The following is a 17,732-nucleotide window of genomic DNA, read 5'->3' as shown; positions in this document are numbered from 1 at the left end:
TCACCGCGCGGCTGCCCGGCGGGCGCCCCGCCGTGCGCCTGGCGGTCGCCGACGACGGGCGCGCGGAGGACGGCACCCGCTCCCCGACGGTCATCTGGCAGGCGCCGCTCTGAGCGCGATGCGGGTGTTGGAGTGGGCGACGCCCGCGTCCCGTTTCAGCCGGCTCAGGAGCGCCCCCAGGGAGCCGGAGTCGGCCGCCGTGGCCCGGACCAGGTAGTCGTGTCCGCCTGTCACGTGGACCACCTCGGTGATGCCGGGCAGGGCGAGCACGGCCCGCTCGAACTCCTCGTTCGTCGTGTCGAGGCGCAGCGACACCTCGATGAAGACGACGAGGCCGGTGCGGGTGTCGGCGGCCGGGTCGATGATCACCGTGAAGCCCCGGATCACGCCGTCACGGCGCATGCGCCGCACGCGGTCGCCCGCCGCGTTGGCACTCAGTCCCACACGCGCGCCCAGATCGCGGTACGAGATCCGGGCGTCCTCCTGGAGAATGCCGAGGATCTCTCTGTCCAGCCGGTCCATACCGGTGATTGTCGCAGCCGGGGGCCGTGAGCGGCGGGCGAGCGGCTCCCCGCGCGGGGCCCGGGGGCACCACGGCCCAAGGGGCGTATGCCGTCCGGCGCCCTTCCCCATATGGCGCAACCCGGCGGGCCCCCCGCGCCCTCGCGCCCTTGACTTGCCCGTGTGGACACAGCCGCCAAGCAGGCCCTCACCCCTGAACGGAAGCCCTCCGCCGCCGCCTACCGGAACCTGATCGTGGCCACGGCCGGTTTCACGCTCACCTTCTGGGCGTGGAACCTGATCGCGCCCATGTCGGGTGACTACAAGGAGCGGCTCGGGCTCACCTCGTTCCAGCAGTCGCTGCTGGTCGCCGTGCCGGTACTCGTCGGTTCGCTGGGCCGCATCCCGGTCGGCGCGCTGACCGACAGGTACGGCGCCCGCCTCATGTTCCCCGCCGTGTCGGCGCTGACGGTCCTCCCCGTGCTGCTGCTGATCCCGGCGGCGGACTCGTACGGGGCGATGCTCGCCGTGGGCTTCCTGCTGGGGCTCGGCGGTACGACGTTCGCCATCGGCATCCCGCTCGTGAACTCGTGGTTCCCGCCCACGGCACGGGGCCTCGCGCTGGGCGTCTTCGGCATGGGCATGGGAGGCGTCGCCCTGTCCGGCTACTTCACCCCCCGGATCGCGAAGCACGGCGACGACCTGCCGTTCCTCATCGTCGCCGGGGCGCTCGTGGCGTACGCGCTGCTCGCCGCCGCGCTGCTCCGGGACCGCCCGGACAGGCAGGTGCCCACGGCCTCGCCGGCCCACCGGCTGGGGCAGGCCGGCCGCCTGCGGGTCACCTGGGAGCTGTCCGCGCTGTACGCGATCGGCTTCGGCGGCATCGTCGCGTTCGGGGTGTACCTGCCGACCTACCTGAAGACCTGGTACGAGATGTCACCCACCGAGGCCGGGACGAAGGCGGCGGGGTTCGCCCTGGTGACGGTGGTGTTCCGGCCCGTCGGGGGCTGGCTCTCCGACCGGATCCACCCGGCCCTGGTCACCGCCGGGGCCCTGCTGGCCACCGCGCTGACGGCGATCGTCCAGTCCTTCGACCCGTCCCTGGACCCGGTCGGCACGATCGCGCTGCTCTGCATGGCGGCCGGGCTCGGCACCGCGAGCGGCAGCGTCTTCGCCCTGGTCTCCCAGGTGACGCCGCAGGCCGCGGTGGGCAGCGTGACGGGCATCGTCGGTGCGACGGGCGGCCTCGGCGGCTTCGTGCCGCCCCTGGTGATGGGCGCGATCCACAGCGCCAAGGGCTCGTACTCGATCGGCTTCATGCTGCTCTCGGACCTGGCCCTGGCCGGAGCCGTGTACGCGTACGGCCGGATGCGGAACGTACGGCGGGACGCCTGACCGTGTCCCGATCCCCTGACCGCCGGCCGGGCGAGACCCTAGGCTGCGTGGCGTGACCCTTCTTCTGCCCGCACTGCACGGAGCGTCCGGCCGGCCGGACGCCGCGGAAGCCGTCCGCTTCGGCGCGCACAGCCTCACGTACGGCCGGCTGGCCGAGGCGTCCGACGCGCTGGCGGCGCGGATCGCGGGGGCGGGGCGCGTCGCCGTCTGGGCCACCTCCACCCCGCGGACGGTCGTCGCGGTGGTGGCGGCCCTGCGCGCGGGGGTGCCCGCCGTACCCCTCAACCCGAGGACGGGCGACCGGGAACTGACGCACATCCTCCGCGACAGCGCCCCCTCCGTCGTGCTCGCCGGGGCGGACGAGGTGCTTCCGCCGGCGCTGGACGGGCTGCGGCGGCTGGACCCCGGTACGGCAGCGCCGGGTGCGGAGGCCCCGGGCGCGGAGCCCTCCCCGGACGCCCCGGCCCTGATCGTCTACACCTCCGGCACGACGGGCCCGCCCAAGGGCGCGGTCCTCCCCCGCCGGGCGATCGCCGCCTCGCTGGACGCGCTGGAGGACGCCTGGCGGTGGACCGCCGACGACGTCCTCGTGCACGCCCTGCCCCTGTTCCACGTGCACGGCCTGATCCTGGGCGTTCTCGGCCCGCTGCGCCGGGGCGGCTCGGTGCGACACCTGGGGCGCTTCTCCCCCGAGGGAGTGGCCCGGGAACTGCTCTCCGGGGGCACCATGCTGTTCGGCGTGCCCACGATGTACCACCGGCTGGCCGGCGCGCTGGACGACCCGGACGGCCCCGGACGGCTGAAGGAGGCCCTCGCGGGCGCCCGGTTGCTCGTCTCCGGATCGGCGGCCCTGCCCGTCCACGACCACGAACGGATCGCCGCCGCCACCGGCCGCCGCGTCATCGAGCGGTACGGCATGACGGAGACCCTGATGAACACGGGCGTACGGGCCGACGGCGCCCCGCGCGCGGGTACGGTCGGTCCGCCGCTGTCCGGGGTGGAGCTGCGGCTCGTCGAGGAGGACGGCACCGTGCTCGAGGACCCGGCGTCCATCGGGGAGATCCAGGTGCGCGGGCCGAACGTCTTCACCGGCTACCTCGACCGCCCCGACGCCACGGCCGCGGCGTTCACCGAGGACGGCTTCTTCCGCACGGGCGACATGGCCACGGTCGACCCCGACGGCTACGTGCGGATCGTCGGGCGCAAGGCCACCGACCTGATCAAGAGCGGCGGCTACAAGATCGGCGCGGGCGAGATCGAGAACGCCCTGCTGGACCACCCGGGGGTGCGTGAGGCCGCCGTCACCGGTGAGCCCGATCCCGATCTGGGCGAGCGGATCGTGGCCTGGGTCGTCCCGGCCGACCCGGCCGCCCCGCCCGGCGAGCGCGAGCTGGCGGACCACGTGTCCGCCCTGCTGGCCCCGCACAAACGCCCGCGCGTCGTCCACCACCTCGACGCCCTGCCCCGGAACGAGCTGGGCAAGATCATGAAGAGGTCGCTCGGTGCCTGACGCCCCCGGTGACGGCCGCATGGCGGCGCGGGAGATCATCGCCGCGATCGCCGGCGACTTCACCGAACACCGCCCGCCACGGTGCCCGGGCCCGGCCGACGGGCCGCTGGGCTGGGCGGGTTACGGGGAGTCCCGGGCGCGCGCCGCGGCCCGGACCGGCGAGGACGAGTCGGTCCTCCACGGGGTGGCGGACGTCGCCGGCCACCCCTGCGTCCTGGTCTCCTTCGAGTTCGGCTTCCTGGGCGGCTCGCTCGGCGGGTGCTCCGGGGACCGGCTGGAGTCCGCGTACGCGCTGGCCCGCGAACGGCGGCTGCCGCTCGTCTCCCTCGTCGCGACCGGCGGCAGCCGGATGCAGGAGGGGATGGTCGCGCTGACCCAGCTCCAGCGGGTGGCACGCGCCTCCGCACTGCTGCGCGCGGCGGGGCTGCCGCAGATCGCGGTGGCGCGGGACCCCATGACCGGGGGCGGCTGGGCCACCCTGGGGGCGGGGGCCGATGTGGTGCTGGCCCTGCCCGGGGCGCAGATCGGGTTCGCCGGCTCCCGGGTGCGGCCGGCCGGCGCGGACCCGTACGCCTACACCGCCGAGGGGCAGTGGGCGGCGGGCCAGATCGACGCGGTGGTGCCGGCCGGGGAACTGCCGGCGACGCTGGGCCGCTGGCTGGCCGCGCTGACGGTGTCCGGACCCGCGCACCCGGCTCCGCTGCCGGACCCGCTGTCGGCCACCGGCCTGCCGGAGACCGGCTGGGACGCGGTGGAGCGGGCCCGTGCGCCGGAACGGCCCCGGGCCGCGGCCTACCTGGACGCGTACTTCGAGGACCGCCTGCCGCTGAGCGGTGACCGCTGCGGGGGCGTCGATCCCGGGCTGCTCTGCGGGGTCGGGCTGCACGACGGACGGCCTGTGGCGTACGTCGCCCAGTGCGGCACCGCCACGCTCCCGGCCGGCTACCGCACGGCGTCCCGGGTGATCCACCTCGCGGACCGGCTCGGCATCCCCGTGCTCACCCTGGTCGACACCCCCGGCGCGGCCAACGACGCCGAGGCCGAGCGGACGGGCGCGGGAGCGGCCATCGCCGGGGCCTTCGCGGCGATCGCCGGCGCCCGGGTCCCGGTGACGACCCTCGTGATCGGCGAGGGCGGCTCCGGCGGCGCGCTCGCCCTGGCGGCGCCGGACAACACCCACGTCACGTCGGACAGCTACTTCTCCGTCATCGCCCCCGAATCGGCCGCCGCCATCCTCAAGCGCGGTCCGGACGAGGTGCGTGCCACCGCCGACCAGCTCCGCCTGCGCCCGCAGGACCTGGTGGAACTCGGCGTCGCCCGGTCCGTGGTCGGTCCGGCCGGGCGGGAGCGCTGAGACGCTCGGCGCGCCGCGCGGGCGACGGTTGGCTAGCGTGGCAGGAGGGACCATCCGCCGAGTGAAGAGGGGTCCGGTCATGGCCGCAGAATCCGAGGGAACCCCGTGCTGGGCCGACGGTACGTTCGGCGACCTCGACGGTGCCAAGCGCTTCTACGGTGAGGTCCTGGGCTGGACCTACGGCGAATCGATGCCCGAGTACGGCAACTACACCCAGGCGTACGTGGACGGCAAGGCCGTCGCCGCCCTGTCGCCCCCCATGCCCGGTCAGGAGTCGCCTCCCGCCTGGACGCTCTACCTCGCCTCCCCGGATGCCGCGGCCACCACCGCGAAGATCCGCGAGCACGGGGGCGAGGTGCTGGTGGAGCCGATGAGGGTCGGCGACTTCGGGACGATGGTGCTGGCCGCCGACCCCGCCGGGACCCCCTTCGGGGCGTGGCAGGCGGGCAGCCACGAGGGTTTCCAGGCCCGGACGGTGCCCGGCGCGTACGCGTGGGCGGAGGTGTACACCCGGGACCCGGCGAAGGCGGACGCGTTCTTCCCGGCCGTCTTCGGATACGGGGTGAAGCACCTGGAGGACGACGCGATCGACTTCTCGCTCTACGACCTGGGCGGGGACCCGGTGCTCGGCCGGATGAAGATGGGCGAGGACTTCCCGCCCGAGGTGCCGGCCCACCTGAACGTGTACTTCACGGTCGCCGACTGCGACGGGGCGGTGGACAGGGCGAAGTCGCTCGGGGCGGAGCTCCGGTTCGGCCCGATGACCATGCCGTTCGGCCGGTTCGCCGCCCTGACCGACCCTCAGGGCGCGGTCTTCTCACTCATCGACGTCTCCACGACGGCGGGTGAGATGCCGCGGATCACGGACGTCACCTGAGCGGCGGCGGCCCCGCGGGCCGGGGGCTCCGCGGAAGGGCCCGGGGCCGGGGCCTACGGCTGCGGGTCCCGGGCGTCGTAGTGCGTGAACCCCCGGCCGCGCAGGCCGAGCAGGCACACCCCCAGGACGCACGCGAGGCCTCCGCCGGTCACGGCCACGGCCGGTGACGCCAGGTCGGCGACGGAGCCGGCCACCAGGTCACCGAGCCGGGGGCCGCCCGCCACGACGACGATGAACACACCCTGGAGCCGCCCGCGCATCTCGTCCGGTGCCGCCGCCTGGAGCATCGTGTTGCGGAAGACCATGGATATGGAGTCCGCGCATCCCGCGACCGCCAGGAGGAGCAGGCCGAGCCAGAGCTGTCTGGCCAGCCCGAACACCGCGATGGCGCCGCCCCAGCAGCCCACCGCGATCAGGACCGCGAGCCCGTGCCGGCGGATCCGCCCCAGCCAGCCGGAGAACACGCTGCCGAGGAGCGCGCCCAGCGCCGGGGCGGCGACCAGCAGCCCGGTCGTCCGGGCGTCGCCCCCGAACCACAGCACGGCGACCACCGGGAACAGCGCACGCGGCTGCGCGAGGACCATGGCGCACAGATCGCTGAAGAAGGTCATCCGCAGATTGGGCCGGGTCCCCAGGAAGCGCAGGCCGTCCGCGACGGAGGCCCGTCCGGCCGCCTTCCCCCCGTCCGCCCGGTCGGGGAGCATCGACGGCAGCCGCCACATCGCGTACAGCGAGGCGGTGAAGGTGACGGCGTCGACGGTGTAGGCGGCGCGGTACCCCCACCAGCCGACGACGAGGCCGCCGAGCATCGGCCCGACGAGACCGCCCGTGGTGGACGTCATGGAGTTGAGGGCGTTGGCGGCGGGCAGCTGCCCGGCCGGCAGCAGGCGGGCGATCATCGAGCTGCGGGCCGGCGAGTTGAGGGCGAAGCAGGCGGCCTGGAGGGCGACGACCGCGTAGAGGAGGCCGACGTCCTCGATCCCGGCGAAGGCCACGGAGGCCAGGGCCACGGAGAGGACGAAGGACCCGGCGGCGCTGAACAGACCCAGCTTGCGGCGGTCGACGGTGTCCGCCACGGCTCCGCTGTACAGACCGAGCAGCACCAGCGGCACGAGGGAGCAGAGACCGGTCAGCCCGACGGAGAACGCCGACCCGGTGATGTCGTAGACCTGGAGCGAGACGGCCAGTGCGGTCATGCCCTGCCCGATCCAGGACACGGTGTTCCCGAACCAGAGCCTCCGGTAGTCGGGCGAGGTCCGCAGGGGCGTCAGGTCGGCGAATATGCGTGTGCGAGATACACGGGCTTCGGCTGTTTCGGTCACGGGGGATGGTAACGGCCGCCGGGAACCCGTTCGGCGGCACGGTGTTTGCCCGCGCCGGTCCCGGTCATACGGAAGGTGTTCCCGACGCCCACAGAACAAGGTGTGATCGACATGGCTGCTGAAGAGAAGACCCAGGCCAAGACCGAGCAGGCCAAGGGCAAGGTCAAGGAAGCCGCCGGCCGGGCCACCGGCAACGAGCGCCTGACGGCCGAGGGGCAGGCAGACCAGGCCAAGGGAGACGCCCGCCAGGCCAAGGAGAAGGCCAAGGACGCCTTCAAGCACTGACTCCCGCAGACACTCCCGGGCTCGGTCCGGGAGGCGGGACCCCGGACTCGGTCCGGGGCCTCGCCACGAGCGCGAGACGCTCCCCTTTCATGCGTGTGGCCCGGCACCTGTGCCGGGCCACACGCATGAGCACGTACCGATGCCGGGTCGGAGGCGGGAGCGCGCTCCCGGTGTCGCGGACGCGGGAGTACCCGTGTTCCGGACGGCCCGGAAGTCCGTGACGTGTGTGAGGAGGGTGGGACGGGAGAGGGCGGGCGTGAGCGGCCGTGGCCGGTGTTCCGGCCCGGCCGCTCACGCACCCGGATCAGCTGACGGCGTCGCCGTGCGCGGGCTTCGGGGAGCCCGGCGGTACGAAGCAGGCGGTGACGGTCTTCCCGGACCTCTGCGGATGCGTGGACCATCCGTCGGCGAGCGCGTCGACGATGGCCAGCCCGCGCCCTCCCGTCGTGGTGAGGTCCTCGGGCCGCCGGGAGGGCGGCACCGGGTCGGAGTCGTGCACGCTCACGTGCAGGCATCGGCTGTCCCAGGTGAGGATCAGCTGGGCGTCGCTGTGCGCGTGGACGTGGGCGTTGGTGATGAGTTCGGAGACGCTGAGCAGGATCGCGTCCACCGTCTCGGGCGCGTCCTGTGTCCATGGCAGGGACGCCAGGTGCTCACGCGTCCATTGGCGGCCCGCCCGCACACCGCGCGACATCGGGAACGTCTGTGCCCATCCCACAGCACGCAGTGACGTGTCCTTCGTCATCGACCCCTCCTCACTCGGTTTCTCCCCACTCGTCTACCCCCGCGTTCGGCGCCCACCCGGGCGGCGTGCGGGCGGCCCCGGACGGCCTCGTGGAAGCCGGAGCGAAAACGGGGGCCTGTCCGCGGGATGTCCGGGCACACGCACCTCACCCCTTCGAGAGGAGCAATCCCATGCTCGGTATAGCCGCCGCCGTTCTGTTCTTCATCGCGTTCCTGATCAACGCAGCCGACATCGCCACCAACGACGTCTTCTCCTCCGTGAACGTCATGCTGCTGGGCCTCATCTGCCTCGCCCTGCACGTCGCCGGCATCGGCGCCGGCCGCCCCGCCCGCAGACGCTGACGCCGCCACCGGGCCGACGGGCCCGGTGCGGCCCGCAGGACGCGACAGCCCCGCCCCCGGAACGCTCACGGGGACGGGGCTGTCGCCGGTCGGGCCGGAACCCGCGGAGGGCTCGGACGTGCGGCCGGGGCGCGCGCGTCTCACTCGTCGGCGGCGGGCGGCACCGACGATCGCGGGACGAGGGCGATGGGCACGTCGGCGAAGTGCAGGGTCGCGTGGGCCACGTGCCCCACGTACCGGCTGCGGGGTGCGGCGCGGCGGCCGACGACGAGAAGCTGGGCCGACGCCGCCAGAGCCACCAGCATCTCGGCGGTCGGCCCGGCTTCGACGTGCTCCACCACCGCGACCTGCGGATGACGCCGCCGCCACGGCACCAGCTGGTCCGCCAGGGCGAGGCGCTGTGCTTCCTCCGGCCCGCCGCTCTCCTGGGAGCGGCGCACCAGGTCGGGGTCGTTGACGAGGAGGGTGGGCAGGTGCCAGGCGCGCGCCGCCCGCAGCGGGACACCGCGCGCGGCCGCCGCCCGGAAGGCGAAGTCCAGCACCGCGTCCGCCTCCTCCTCCCGCGGGACCCCTGCCACGACCTCGCCGCTCCCCCGGTGGCGGCCGGCTGCCCCGCCGCGGATCATGACGACCGGGCAGGCCGCCCGGCTCAGTACGCGGAGGCCGACCGATCCGAGGAAGAAGCCCGTCATCGGGCCCGGCCGGCGAGAGCCGACCACGAGCATCCGCGCGTCCGCGCCGCGCTCGACGAGGAAATCCGCCTCCGGCCGCACCGCCAGTTCAGCACTCACCTCGATGTCGTCGTAGTGGTCGCGCACCCATGCCAGTGCGTCGTCGAGCAGCTGTCCCGCGGCGCGGCGCTCGTGCTCCGTTCTGCCGGCGAGCAGGGGATGGGACCCCCTGCCCTGGGGGACGTGGCCGTGGAGGAGCACCAGGGGTGCTCCGTGCCGGCGCGCCTCGGCCGCGGCCCAGCCCGCCGCGATCAGGCTGTCGGCCGTACCGTCGACTCCGGCGACGATGGGGCGTTGCATGGCGACTCTCCTTGTGCGGGGGCCGGGTGCGGGGGGCCTTAGTCCGGGGTGGAGCGGATCACCTCGGGCCCGCGCGGCCCGCACGGGGGCTCCTCAGAGCTGGTCGGGTTCGAGGGCGAAGAACTCGACGGCCGACTCGGCCGCTCCCACCTGGTCGGCGGCGGCGGCGACGAGCTGCCGGTATGCCTCCTGCCGTGTCTGACCGGGCTCGATCAGGACCGTGCCCTCCACGGTGCGCCGGACGGGGGTGCCGGCGACCTCCCACCGCAGGGTGATGATCCAGTGGTGGACAGTGGGCAGATGCATCGTGGCTCCTCGCCTTGGCTCGTGATGTCCGGTCACGCATGCGGGACGGGTCGCCCGGCCGGCCGGTGACACCGCCGACGCGTCGGCGGTGCGGGCGCGGGAGCCCCTCGCTCGCCGCACCCGGGCCCGTCGGGCGGCCGGGTCGGCACCAGGGCCCCTCCCTCACGGTGCACCGTCGCGGTCGTACGGGAAGCCGGGTGGTCGCGGACCGACGGCCGTGGCAGGGGAGACCACCGGAGGGGGCCCGTCTCTCGCATGACATATACGGTCAAAGTAGCCGTCAGTTCACGACAGTGCGAGCGCGCCGCGCCACGGCCGGACCCGGTCGCCGGACCCGGTCGCGGCGACGCCCCGGAGCCTGACGACGGGACGCCGCGCACGTCGGCCGGCGCCGCCCACCACCTATCGCCTACCGCCGCCACCATGACGATGCCGTATCCACGCACCAGGGCCGTCCGAGCCCTGACGGCGCCGGGCGGAGGTGGTCGCCGTACCGGTCGCCGGCGCCGAGGGTCCGCGCGAAGCGGGATACGACCTCCACGTCGTGACCGCATCGGCCAGCGACGAGGACACCGTGTGGGTGAGCGAGGTGGGGAGGAGCAAGGAGCATCACGAGGCGTCGTTGCGGCTGCCCGGAGCGAAGGCTGCCGTCGGCAGGGCCAGGCCGCTGCCGACGGGTGAGTCTCACCCGTCAGGGGACGCACGTCGTGGGCGGTTCCGGTATCCGCCGCAGGTGCGTGCCGTGCGTCAGGGGCCGGCCCGCCGCCGCCTGACGGCTGCGCGAAGGCGAGGTCAGGATGTCCGTGGGCCGGGGCCGGGTGGGTCAGGTCGCTCCTCACTCGATCCGGCTCCGGCGGACGCGGTGCGGCGTTCACCGCACCGCATCCGGTCACGTCGGGGCCGAGTGGACCACGGCCTCAGGGCCGCGGAGTCCGGGCCGGCTCCTCCTCGGCTGCGAGAAGGCGGGCCTTGATCCGGTTGCGGTCGACCTTGCCGGTGGAGGTCCTGGGCAGCGGGTCCGTCACCATCTCGAACACGCTGGGGATCGCCGCGCGTACCGTTCGCTCCGAGCAGTGCTGGCGCAGCGAGAGGCTGTTCACCCGTCCCGCATCGGTCAGCCGAAGGCGGGCGTGCAGGCGGTGGCCGGCGACCGGATCGGGGAGGGCGATGACGGCGGCCTCGGCGACGGCCGGGTGGTCCAGGAGGATCTGCTCCACACTCTGGGTGCTGACCTGGAAACCACGCACCTTCACCAGGTAGTCGGTCCGGCCGATCACGCTCAGGGCGCCGTCCTCGTGCACGGTGACCATGTCGCCGGTGCGGTAGTAGACGAGGCCGGGTGCACCGTCCGGGTGCGGGGCGAAGGTCTTCCCGTTGGGCGCGTTCACGTATCCCGCGCTCTGGAAAGGGGTGTTGACCAGCAGCTCACCCTGACCGGGGCCGGTCAGCGCCCGGCCGTCCTGGCCGATGACCAACCAGCGCACACCGGCCAGCGGCCGGCCGATCGGCAGCGGGGTACGGAGGGGCCGGTCCTGGTCCACTTCGTGGAGGAAGCTGTTGTTCGTCTCGGTACAACCGTAGTTGTTGTACCAGCGTGCCTTGGAGAAGGTGGTGGGCACCCCGGCCAGCACCCGAGCGGGCATGCTGTCACCGGCGAAGATGACGTGCTCGGGCGTGTCGAGAGGACCGCTCTGCGCTGTCGCCTCCGCGAGCAGCTGGAAGAGCAGCGGCACTCCCTGGACCACGGACACCGCGTGATCGGCGACCAGATCACGCAGATAGCCGGCCGAGGCACCCCTGCCCGGGTCGACCAGCACGACGGTGCCGCCGTACGCCAGCGTCGTCCACACGTCCAGCATGCAGAGGTCGAAGTTGAGCGGCGCGTAGTTGAGGACAGCGACGCCGGTCGTGATCCCGAAGGTCTCGGCCGCCCACTCGGTGAAACGGCCGACCGCGCCGGACGACAGCGGAACGACCTTGGGCAGACCGGTCGAGCCGGACGTGGTGAGCATGAAGGTCACGGCTTCGTCGTCGACGGCCGCGGCGGGGGGGTACTCCGCACAGCTCTTGGGAGCCCCGGCCGGATCCACCACCCGGTCGACGGGCGGGGCGTCGGCGAGGCCGAGCACCACCGCGCACCCCGCCTGCTGGTACAGGGCTTTCAGGGGGGCGTCGGGCAGCTCGTGCGAGGGCAGCAGGAAGGTGCGGCCGGCCATCAGGCAGCCGAGCACCAGCGCCACGGCTTCCGGTGACTTGCGTACCAGCAGACCGACGGGACGCTCGGCGTCCGGCGCCGCCTCCTCGACCTGGGTGCGTGCCCTGGCCGCCATGGCGTACAGATCGCCGTAACTTACGGGCCGGTCCTCCCAGATGAGCGCGGGTGCGCCGGGCTGGGCGGCCGCGCGGGCCGTGAACGACGCGACGAGCGAGCGGGTCATGCCGCGCCACCCGCTTCCGCCCGCTCGGCCGTCGCCCGGATGGTCCGCACGGAACGGAAGTTACCGGCCGTCAGTTCGGGGCCGGTCAGGGTGATGCCGTGCTGCTTCCCCAGCCAGCTCGCGATGTGCAGCACCCCGAGGCTGTCGACCACTCCGGTCGCCAGCAGGTCGTAGTCCGGGTCGAGTTCGCTCCACTCGACGTCGGGAAGAAAGCGCTCGACGACGAATCGGGCGATCTCGTCCTCGGAGATCCCGATCAGTGTCTCCGGCTCGATGCCGGACTCGGTGGTCATTCCTGTTTCCCATCCTGGGGTCGTGACACGGGGAGCACTGCCTCGTCTCGATGTTCCGGTCTCACACCTCGACGAGCGTGCAGAACCAGTGCATGCCGGGGGAGGCGACACCCGCGAGGGCGACGAGGTCCCCCGGGGCCAGCTCCCCGGCCTCCGCGAGCAGGTGGAGGGAGACCAGCTGATCGGCAGCGCCCATGTGCCCGAGTCGTCGGGCGAGTTCGGCGTTGGTGCGGGCGACGGGAACGCCGATCGCGTCGGCGGCGCCGCGGATCGCCCGTTGGCTGTCGTTGAGGTAGACGAGCCGGGCCAGTTCGCTCCGGTCCCGGCCGGCCCGCGCCAGAGCCTTGTCAACCACGTCGGCGAACCGTCCGACGACCTCCCCGACGAACCGCCCGAAGCGCTCGGGGTCCGCGCCGAAGTGCTCGTAGACCGCGATCATCGGGTCCAGGTCGCGATGGGTCCGGCCCGGGGGCGGTACGGGGTGGGCGGAACCACCGATGTCGATACGGAACAGGTCCGCGTACTCGGGATCGGTGAAGGCGGCGGAGGAGAGCCGGCGGAGGCGTGGATGGCCACGGCGCAGGACAGCGGCGGCGGCTCCGTCGCTGGCGATGGTGCCGTTGAAGTCCATCCGGTTGGTGTGCGTCTCGCTGACCACGTTGACCATGGCCACCAGTACGGTGCCCGTGTCGGGCGAGAGCGCCATCGCGCCCGCCGCGTGGTCGAACGCCGACGACCACGCGGCACAGGACTGGGTGAACAGCACGGTGGGGGTGCCGTGGGCGCCGAGCGCCCTGGCCACCGCCGCCGAGGGGTCCCACCCCAGGTACTGGGGTATGTCGGAGTGGCCGAGGACGATCAGGTCCACGTCCCCGATGCCGAGGCCGGCGTTCTTCAGGGCGACGCGGGACGCCTCGGCCGCCAGGTCGACCGCGGTCACACCGTCGGCCACCCGGTGATAGCTCTCGTAGCCCAGTTTGGTGACGACCTCGGGATCGGGCAGGTACTCGCCCGCGGTCCCGGCCACGTCGCAGAGGGTGCCGAACGCGGTACCGGTCGCGACGATGCCCATCTCCACCGGAGTCTCCACGCCTCGTCCTTCAGCTCTCACGGGTACCGGCCCCCCGCGCGGTGAGTACCGCCTCGAGGTCGAGGGCCCAGTGCAGCAGGCGCTCGTCCTCGCCGTCACGGCCGACGCACTGGAAACCGAGCGGCAGGGCGCCCGCGGGACGGGCGGTGGGGATGGTGAGGCACGGGAGGCCGACGCCGCTCCACGGCAGGGACATCACCGAGTCCCCGGCGCTCTCCAGGCCGAGCGGAGCCGGTCCGGTGGCGGCGGGGGTGATCCACAGGTCGACGCCGTGCTCGGCCGTGGAGGCGGCCAGCCGGTCACGGAACGCCTCGCCCCGCGCCAGTGAGGCCGCGTGGTCGGACGCCTGGGCACCCTGGCCCTGGCGGATGGCCTCGGCGGTGCGCGCGTCGTAGAGCTCCTCGTAGCGCGCGAACCAGTCGGCGTGGGCCTGGGACAGCTCGTAGAGGTTGATCACGAAGAAGTCGAAGACCTCTTCCTCGAAGTTCTCGAACATGGGGACGCTCACCACGTCGTAGCCCGCCGTGCGCAGCGCGGCCACCTGCTCGTCGAAGGCGCTGCGGGCCTCCGGCTCCGCGAAGTTCATGTACGGGCCCTCCGGTATGCCGAGCACCGGCCGGCCGGGGGTCGCCCGGTCGGGCCGCCAGTCGTCGCACAGACAACTCGCAGCCAGCGCGGCGTCGGCGACCCGAGCGGTGATCATGCCGACGGTGTCGAAGGTCGGGGCGACGGGGAGGACACCGTCCAGCGGGATGCGTCCGTGGCTGGGCTTGAAGCCGACCACTCCGCAGTACGCGGCGGGGCGGATGAGCGACCCGATGGTCTGGGTACCGATGGCGAGCGGAACCAGACCCGCGGCGACGGCCGCGGCGGAGCCGCTGCTCGATCCGCCCGGGGTGTGCTCCGGCCGGTGCGGATTACGGGTGGGCCCCGGCGCCGTGACGGCGAACTCGCCCGTCACCGTCTTCCCCGCGATGACCGCGCCGGCCTCGAGCAGCCGGTCCACGACCGTGGCCTGCCCTCCTGCCAGGACCTCGGGCGGCAGCGCCGATCCCGCCCCGGTGGGCAGCCCCTCGACGTGGATGATGTCCTTGATCCCGACCGGGACCCCGTACAGCGCGGGCCGGTCGCCCGGCACCGTCCCGCGCCCGGCGGCTTCCCGGGCCGCGTGGGCCAGCCGGTCCGCCCGGCCGGGCTCCGCCACGAAGGACTGGACGACACCGTCCACTTCCGCGATGCGCTCGACGGTCCTGGCCACGTACTTCTGCGGCTCGGCGGCACCCGTCCGCAGGCTTTCGGCGACGTCCGTCAGTGACAGGGGCTGAACAAGATCTTCCATGATTTCCTTCGTACGTTCCGGTCGGCGGGCATGTGTTCCGGTCGGCGGGCCGAGGCCCGTCATCGCTGCTGCGGGTCTCCAAGCGTCGTGGTCCCGGTCGCCGTGGCGGGGACGTCGTCCTCCGGAGGGGCCGCCGGCCTGCTCTCCTCGCCGGTGGGCACGGCCCCGGGCAGGGGAAGTTCCTCCACGTCGGCCAGCGGGATGTCGAGCACCTTCACGTACCGCCGGGCCGCGTGCAGGGTGATCGCCAGCAGGGCCATGGCCGCCGCCAGCACCAGGACGGCCCGCTCCACGCCCACCGCGTCGGCGAGGATGCCCGCTCCCAACGGGCCGATCCACTGGACCCCCTGGACGAAGAAGCGGCTGGTCGCCGCGACCCTGCCCTGGTACTGGTCCGGAACCAGCCGGACCTCGTACGACTCGGTCACGACGTTCATCGGCACCATGCTGACCATGCCGACCATCACCACCAGGCCGATCTGCCACGGCTGGGAGACCGACACCGCCACGGCGAACGAGGCCATGAAGACCCACGCGGAGATGATCAGGACCCGCCGGGCGCCCAGCTTTCCCATCAGCAGCGGGCCGAGGACCGCTCCGATGACACCACCGGTGACCGCCAGCGAGGTGGCGAGACCGACCGCCGTGGGCCCGCCTCCCCGGTGCTGCACCAGCACCACGAAGAGCAGGATGAAACCCTCGGCGACGGCGTTGAGCACAGCGCCCCAGATGAGCGTGAACACCAGGTAGTCGCTGCGCCTGATCATGCGCAGACCGTCGCCGACGTCCTTGGCCAGGCTGGCACGGGGCCCGTCGTCGGGGTGCCGGTCCGGGCCGAGGGGCCGGCGGATCAGCAGGGAGCCCAGGGTGACGAAGAGGAAGGAGACCGCGTCGAAGAGGAACGGGATCCAGCGGCCCATCGTGTAGAGCAGGCCACCGAGCGGAGCGCCGATCAGCTGGGCGACCATGTCGCGGCCCATCCCCTGGGCCGTCGCGGCCGCGACCTGCTCCTTGGGGACGATCCTGCGGAGCACCGGCATCGAGACACCGACCCGCAGTCCGGCCGCCAGACCACTGAGCAGGGCCATCGCGCCGATCGCGGTCATCGAGGGGTCGCCGCTGTACACCAGCAGGGCGACGACGCCCATCGACACCGCCTGGACCAGCGGTACGAGACACAGGATGGCGCGGCGGGACACCCGGTCCGCCAGCGCCCCGCCCACCGCGAGGGTGGCCAGCCGGCCGACCATGTGCAGGACGGTGATGACGCCGGCCTGGGCGGCGGATCCGGTCAGGTGGAGGACGAGCAGCGGGAAGGCGAGCGTCGACACGCTGGTGCCCAGCGTCGACAGGCCGTTGCCCGACCACCAGTACATGTAGTCGCGATCCCGCCACAGTGACGGGGGGCTGACCGAAGCCGGCCCGGTCTCTTCGGGACGCGCCTGCGCCATGGCTAGTCGTCCTCTGTCCTTTGTCTCCACGCTCGTCCGGGCGTATGCCGCCGACCTGCGATGCATGCTGGTCGATGGGGAGCGGACCGGGCCAGGCAGCGCACCGGCAACTCACCGGGCGGGAATTGCCGCTCGGTCCACCGGACCACGCTCGTGCACCTCGACGGTCCCGGCGCGGAGCCGGCCCGCCCCGCCGCCGCCGCCGCCGGATCGCACCCCGTCGGCAGGTCCGGCGCACCGCGGACGGAAGAATCGCGGCACCCGGGTATCCGATGCCCGGCAGGAGGAGGCGAGGCGTGATCGCTGAGGTGGTGCCCACCGGGGTGCGGGCGCGGGAGGCGTTCGACGACGACGGCCCGGACGGCGCCGTCGCCCTCTTCGCCACCGAACAGGCGGTGGTGGAAGGGGTGCTCGACGAGCGGCGCAAGGAGTTCACCACGGTGCGCGGGTGCGCCCGTGCGGCACTGACCGCCCTCGGGGTGGACCCGGCGCCCTTGGTGCCCGGCCCCCTGGGCGCACCCGGCTGGCCTGCGGGGGTCGTGGGGAGCATGACCCACTGCCGGAACTACCGCGCGGCCGCTGTCGCGCTGACCGAGGACTTCGCCGCTCTGGGCATCGACGCGGAACCGCGGGAGCCCCTCTCCCGCTTCATGGCGGAGCGGATCGTCACGGACGTCGAAGCGGGCTGGCTCCGGCAGGACTTCCCCCCGGCCGCCGGTCTGCCACTGGACCGTCTGCTCTTCTGTGCCAAGGAGGCTTCCTACAAGGCGTTCTCGCCATGGGGGGGAACCCGCTTCGGTTTTCGGGACTTCACCGTTCGGCTGCGGCCCGACGGCACGTTTCGCGCAGCTCCCCCGGCGCCCGAACCGCCCATTGGGTCCCCCGGCCCGGCTGGGCTCACCGGCCGCTGGGTGGCACGTTCCGGCCTCCTCCTGTCCGTAGTGGCAGTTTCGGCCAGCTATGTATCGCATGACCCCCTGGAGGGTTTGGCGCCGAAAGCAGGGAAAAATTAGGACAAACAGAAACAACCAACCCGGCGAAACACGTGGTATTCACCATATGGCAATGTCACTTTAAGCCAATCTCGCCTGTCCGAGAGCGCATCGATGCGGTATTTTTAGGCCGTCATAAGCGTTCGTCGACCCGGTCGACGCCCCTTCGGGACCGGCAGCCCCGATCGGCCTCGGGAGAGTGCGGATTCTCCTGTCCCGGCGCCCGGAAGAACGACGTGACCGGGATCCGCAGGGGGTAGGGGTGACTCGTCGAATCCGATCCGACGCCCGGACAGGAAAGGCGACCGATCAGTGCTGGACACCATGAACGCCGGTTTCCCGCCTCTTCGCAGGGGGCCGCACAGGCGGTGCGGGCAAGCCGGTCCTTGTCGTGCCCACGCTTCCCCGGGCACTCGCTCCACGAGGAACGAATAGGCGCGTGCTGATGATTTCAGCATGTGC

Annotated in this window: 17 protein-coding genes; 7 read left to right on the top strand and 10 right to left on the bottom strand. The window is 73.1% G+C overall.

The genetic code is table 11. The features are described 5' to 3' along the window. Positions 1 to 90: 90 nt before the first annotated feature. Positions 91 to 522, bottom strand: a complete 432-nt coding sequence (locus ABZ371_RS02525; RefSeq protein ID WP_358672738.1) for an Lrp/AsnC family transcriptional regulator — start codon at positions 520 to 522, stop codon at positions 91 to 93. 162 nt (positions 523 to 684) lie between these two features. On the opposite strand from ABZ371_RS02525, the gene ABZ371_RS02520 reads away from it, so the two are divergent. The 4 genes from ABZ371_RS02520 to ABZ371_RS02505 all read left to right on the top strand — a co-directional run bounded on the left by ABZ371_RS02520 (position 685) and on the right by ABZ371_RS02505 (position 5,637). Continuing rightward, entirely contained in the window at positions 685 to 1,896 is a 1,212-nt protein-coding gene (locus ABZ371_RS02520) for an MFS transporter (RefSeq protein WP_358672737.1), read from the top strand. Positions 1,897 to 1,948: 52 nt separating this feature from the next. After that, on the top strand, positions 1,949 to 3,406 hold the full coding sequence (locus ABZ371_RS02515; RefSeq protein ID WP_358672736.1) for an acyl-CoA synthetase: 1,458 nt from the start codon (positions 1,949 to 1,951) through the stop codon (positions 3,404 to 3,406). 19 nt (positions 3,407 to 3,425) lie between these two features. Further along, the gene (locus ABZ371_RS02510; RefSeq protein ID WP_358672739.1) at positions 3,426 to 4,760 is read left to right on the top strand and encodes a carboxyl transferase domain-containing protein; all 1,335 of its coding nucleotides are present in this window, start codon (positions 3,426 to 3,428) and stop codon (positions 4,758 to 4,760) included. 79 nt (positions 4,761 to 4,839) lie between these two features. Next, positions 4,840 to 5,637, top strand: a complete 798-nt coding sequence (locus ABZ371_RS02505; RefSeq protein WP_358672735.1) for a VOC family protein — start codon at positions 4,840 to 4,842, stop codon at positions 5,635 to 5,637. 53 nt (positions 5,638 to 5,690) lie between these two features. On the opposite strand, the gene ABZ371_RS02500 is transcribed toward ABZ371_RS02505, so the two are convergent. Next, positions 5,691 to 6,959, bottom strand: coding sequence for an MFS transporter (locus ABZ371_RS02500; RefSeq protein ID WP_358672734.1), 1,269 nt, complete (start codon positions 6,957 to 6,959; stop codon positions 5,691 to 5,693). Between the two features lie 111 nt (positions 6,960 to 7,070). Between ABZ371_RS02500 and ABZ371_RS02495 the strand changes: the two genes are divergently transcribed. Beyond that, positions 7,071 to 7,244, top strand: coding sequence for a CsbD family protein (locus tag ABZ371_RS02495; RefSeq protein WP_358672733.1), 174 nt, complete (start codon positions 7,071 to 7,073; stop codon positions 7,242 to 7,244). A 304-nt stretch (positions 7,245 to 7,548) separates the two neighbouring features. On the opposite strand, the gene ABZ371_RS02490 is transcribed toward ABZ371_RS02495, so the two are convergent. After that, positions 7,549 to 7,989 (bottom strand): ATP-binding protein, encoded by a 441-nt coding sequence (locus ABZ371_RS02490; RefSeq protein ID WP_358672732.1) that lies wholly within the window; start codon positions 7,987 to 7,989, stop codon positions 7,549 to 7,551. A gap of 170 nt (positions 7,990 to 8,159) precedes the next feature. Here ABZ371_RS02490 and ABZ371_RS02485 point away from each other — a divergent pair, with 170 nt between their 5' ends. Then, on the top strand, positions 8,160 to 8,330 hold the full coding sequence (locus tag ABZ371_RS02485) for a hypothetical protein (RefSeq protein ID WP_358672731.1): 171 nt from the start codon (positions 8,160 to 8,162) through the stop codon (positions 8,328 to 8,330). 140 nt (positions 8,331 to 8,470) lie between these two features. Here ABZ371_RS02485 and ABZ371_RS02480 read toward each other — a convergent pair whose 3' ends face one another. The 7 genes from ABZ371_RS02480 to ABZ371_RS02450 form a co-directional block, all read right to left on the bottom strand. Next, positions 8,471 to 9,361, bottom strand: coding sequence for a universal stress protein (locus tag ABZ371_RS02480; protein ID WP_358672730.1), 891 nt, complete (start codon positions 9,359 to 9,361; stop codon positions 8,471 to 8,473). A 93-nt stretch (positions 9,362 to 9,454) separates the two neighbouring features. Continuing rightward, entirely contained in the window at positions 9,455 to 9,667 is a 213-nt protein-coding gene (locus ABZ371_RS02475; protein ID WP_358672729.1) for a hypothetical protein, read from the bottom strand. A gap of 917 nt (positions 9,668 to 10,584) precedes the next feature. Next, on the bottom strand, positions 10,585 to 12,105 hold the full coding sequence (locus tag ABZ371_RS02470) for an AMP-binding protein (RefSeq protein ID WP_358672728.1): 1,521 nt from the start codon (positions 12,103 to 12,105) through the stop codon (positions 10,585 to 10,587). Further along, complete coding sequence (locus ABZ371_RS02465) at positions 12,102 to 12,398, bottom strand: acyl carrier protein (protein ID WP_358672727.1); 297 nt, start codon at positions 12,396 to 12,398, stop codon at positions 12,102 to 12,104. The genes ABZ371_RS02470 and ABZ371_RS02465 overlap by 4 nt, the downstream gene beginning before the upstream one ends. Positions 12,399 to 12,459: 61 nt before the next feature. Then, complete coding sequence (locus ABZ371_RS02460) at positions 12,460 to 13,488, bottom strand: 3-oxoacyl-[acyl-carrier-protein] synthase III C-terminal domain-containing protein (RefSeq protein WP_358672726.1); 1,029 nt, start codon at positions 13,486 to 13,488, stop codon at positions 12,460 to 12,462. A 10-nt stretch (positions 13,489 to 13,498) separates the two neighbouring features. Then, positions 13,499 to 14,827 (bottom strand): amidase, encoded by a 1,329-nt coding sequence (locus ABZ371_RS02455; RefSeq protein ID WP_358672725.1) that lies wholly within the window; start codon positions 14,825 to 14,827, stop codon positions 13,499 to 13,501. A 59-nt stretch (positions 14,828 to 14,886) separates the two neighbouring features. Further along, positions 14,887 to 16,278 carry an MFS transporter gene (locus tag ABZ371_RS02450; protein WP_358672724.1) on the bottom strand — a complete coding sequence of 464 codons (1,392 nt, stop codon included), beginning with the start codon at positions 16,276 to 16,278 and terminating at the stop codon, positions 14,887 to 14,889. Between the two features lie 296 nt (positions 16,279 to 16,574). Between ABZ371_RS02450 and ABZ371_RS02445 the strand changes: the two genes are divergently transcribed. Further along, positions 16,575 to 17,291 (top strand): 4'-phosphopantetheinyl transferase superfamily protein, encoded by a 717-nt coding sequence (locus tag ABZ371_RS02445; protein WP_358672723.1) that lies wholly within the window; start codon positions 16,575 to 16,577, stop codon positions 17,289 to 17,291. The last annotated feature ends 441 nt before the right edge of the window (positions 17,292 to 17,732 follow it).

The sequence above is a fragment of the Streptomyces sp. NPDC005899 genome (assembly GCF_040629645.1).
Taxonomy (GTDB): domain Bacteria; phylum Actinomycetota; class Actinomycetes; order Streptomycetales; family Streptomycetaceae; genus Streptomyces.
The sequence above is the reverse complement of the archived record's forward strand: the minus strand, read 5'-3'. Positions and strand labels throughout refer to the sequence as shown.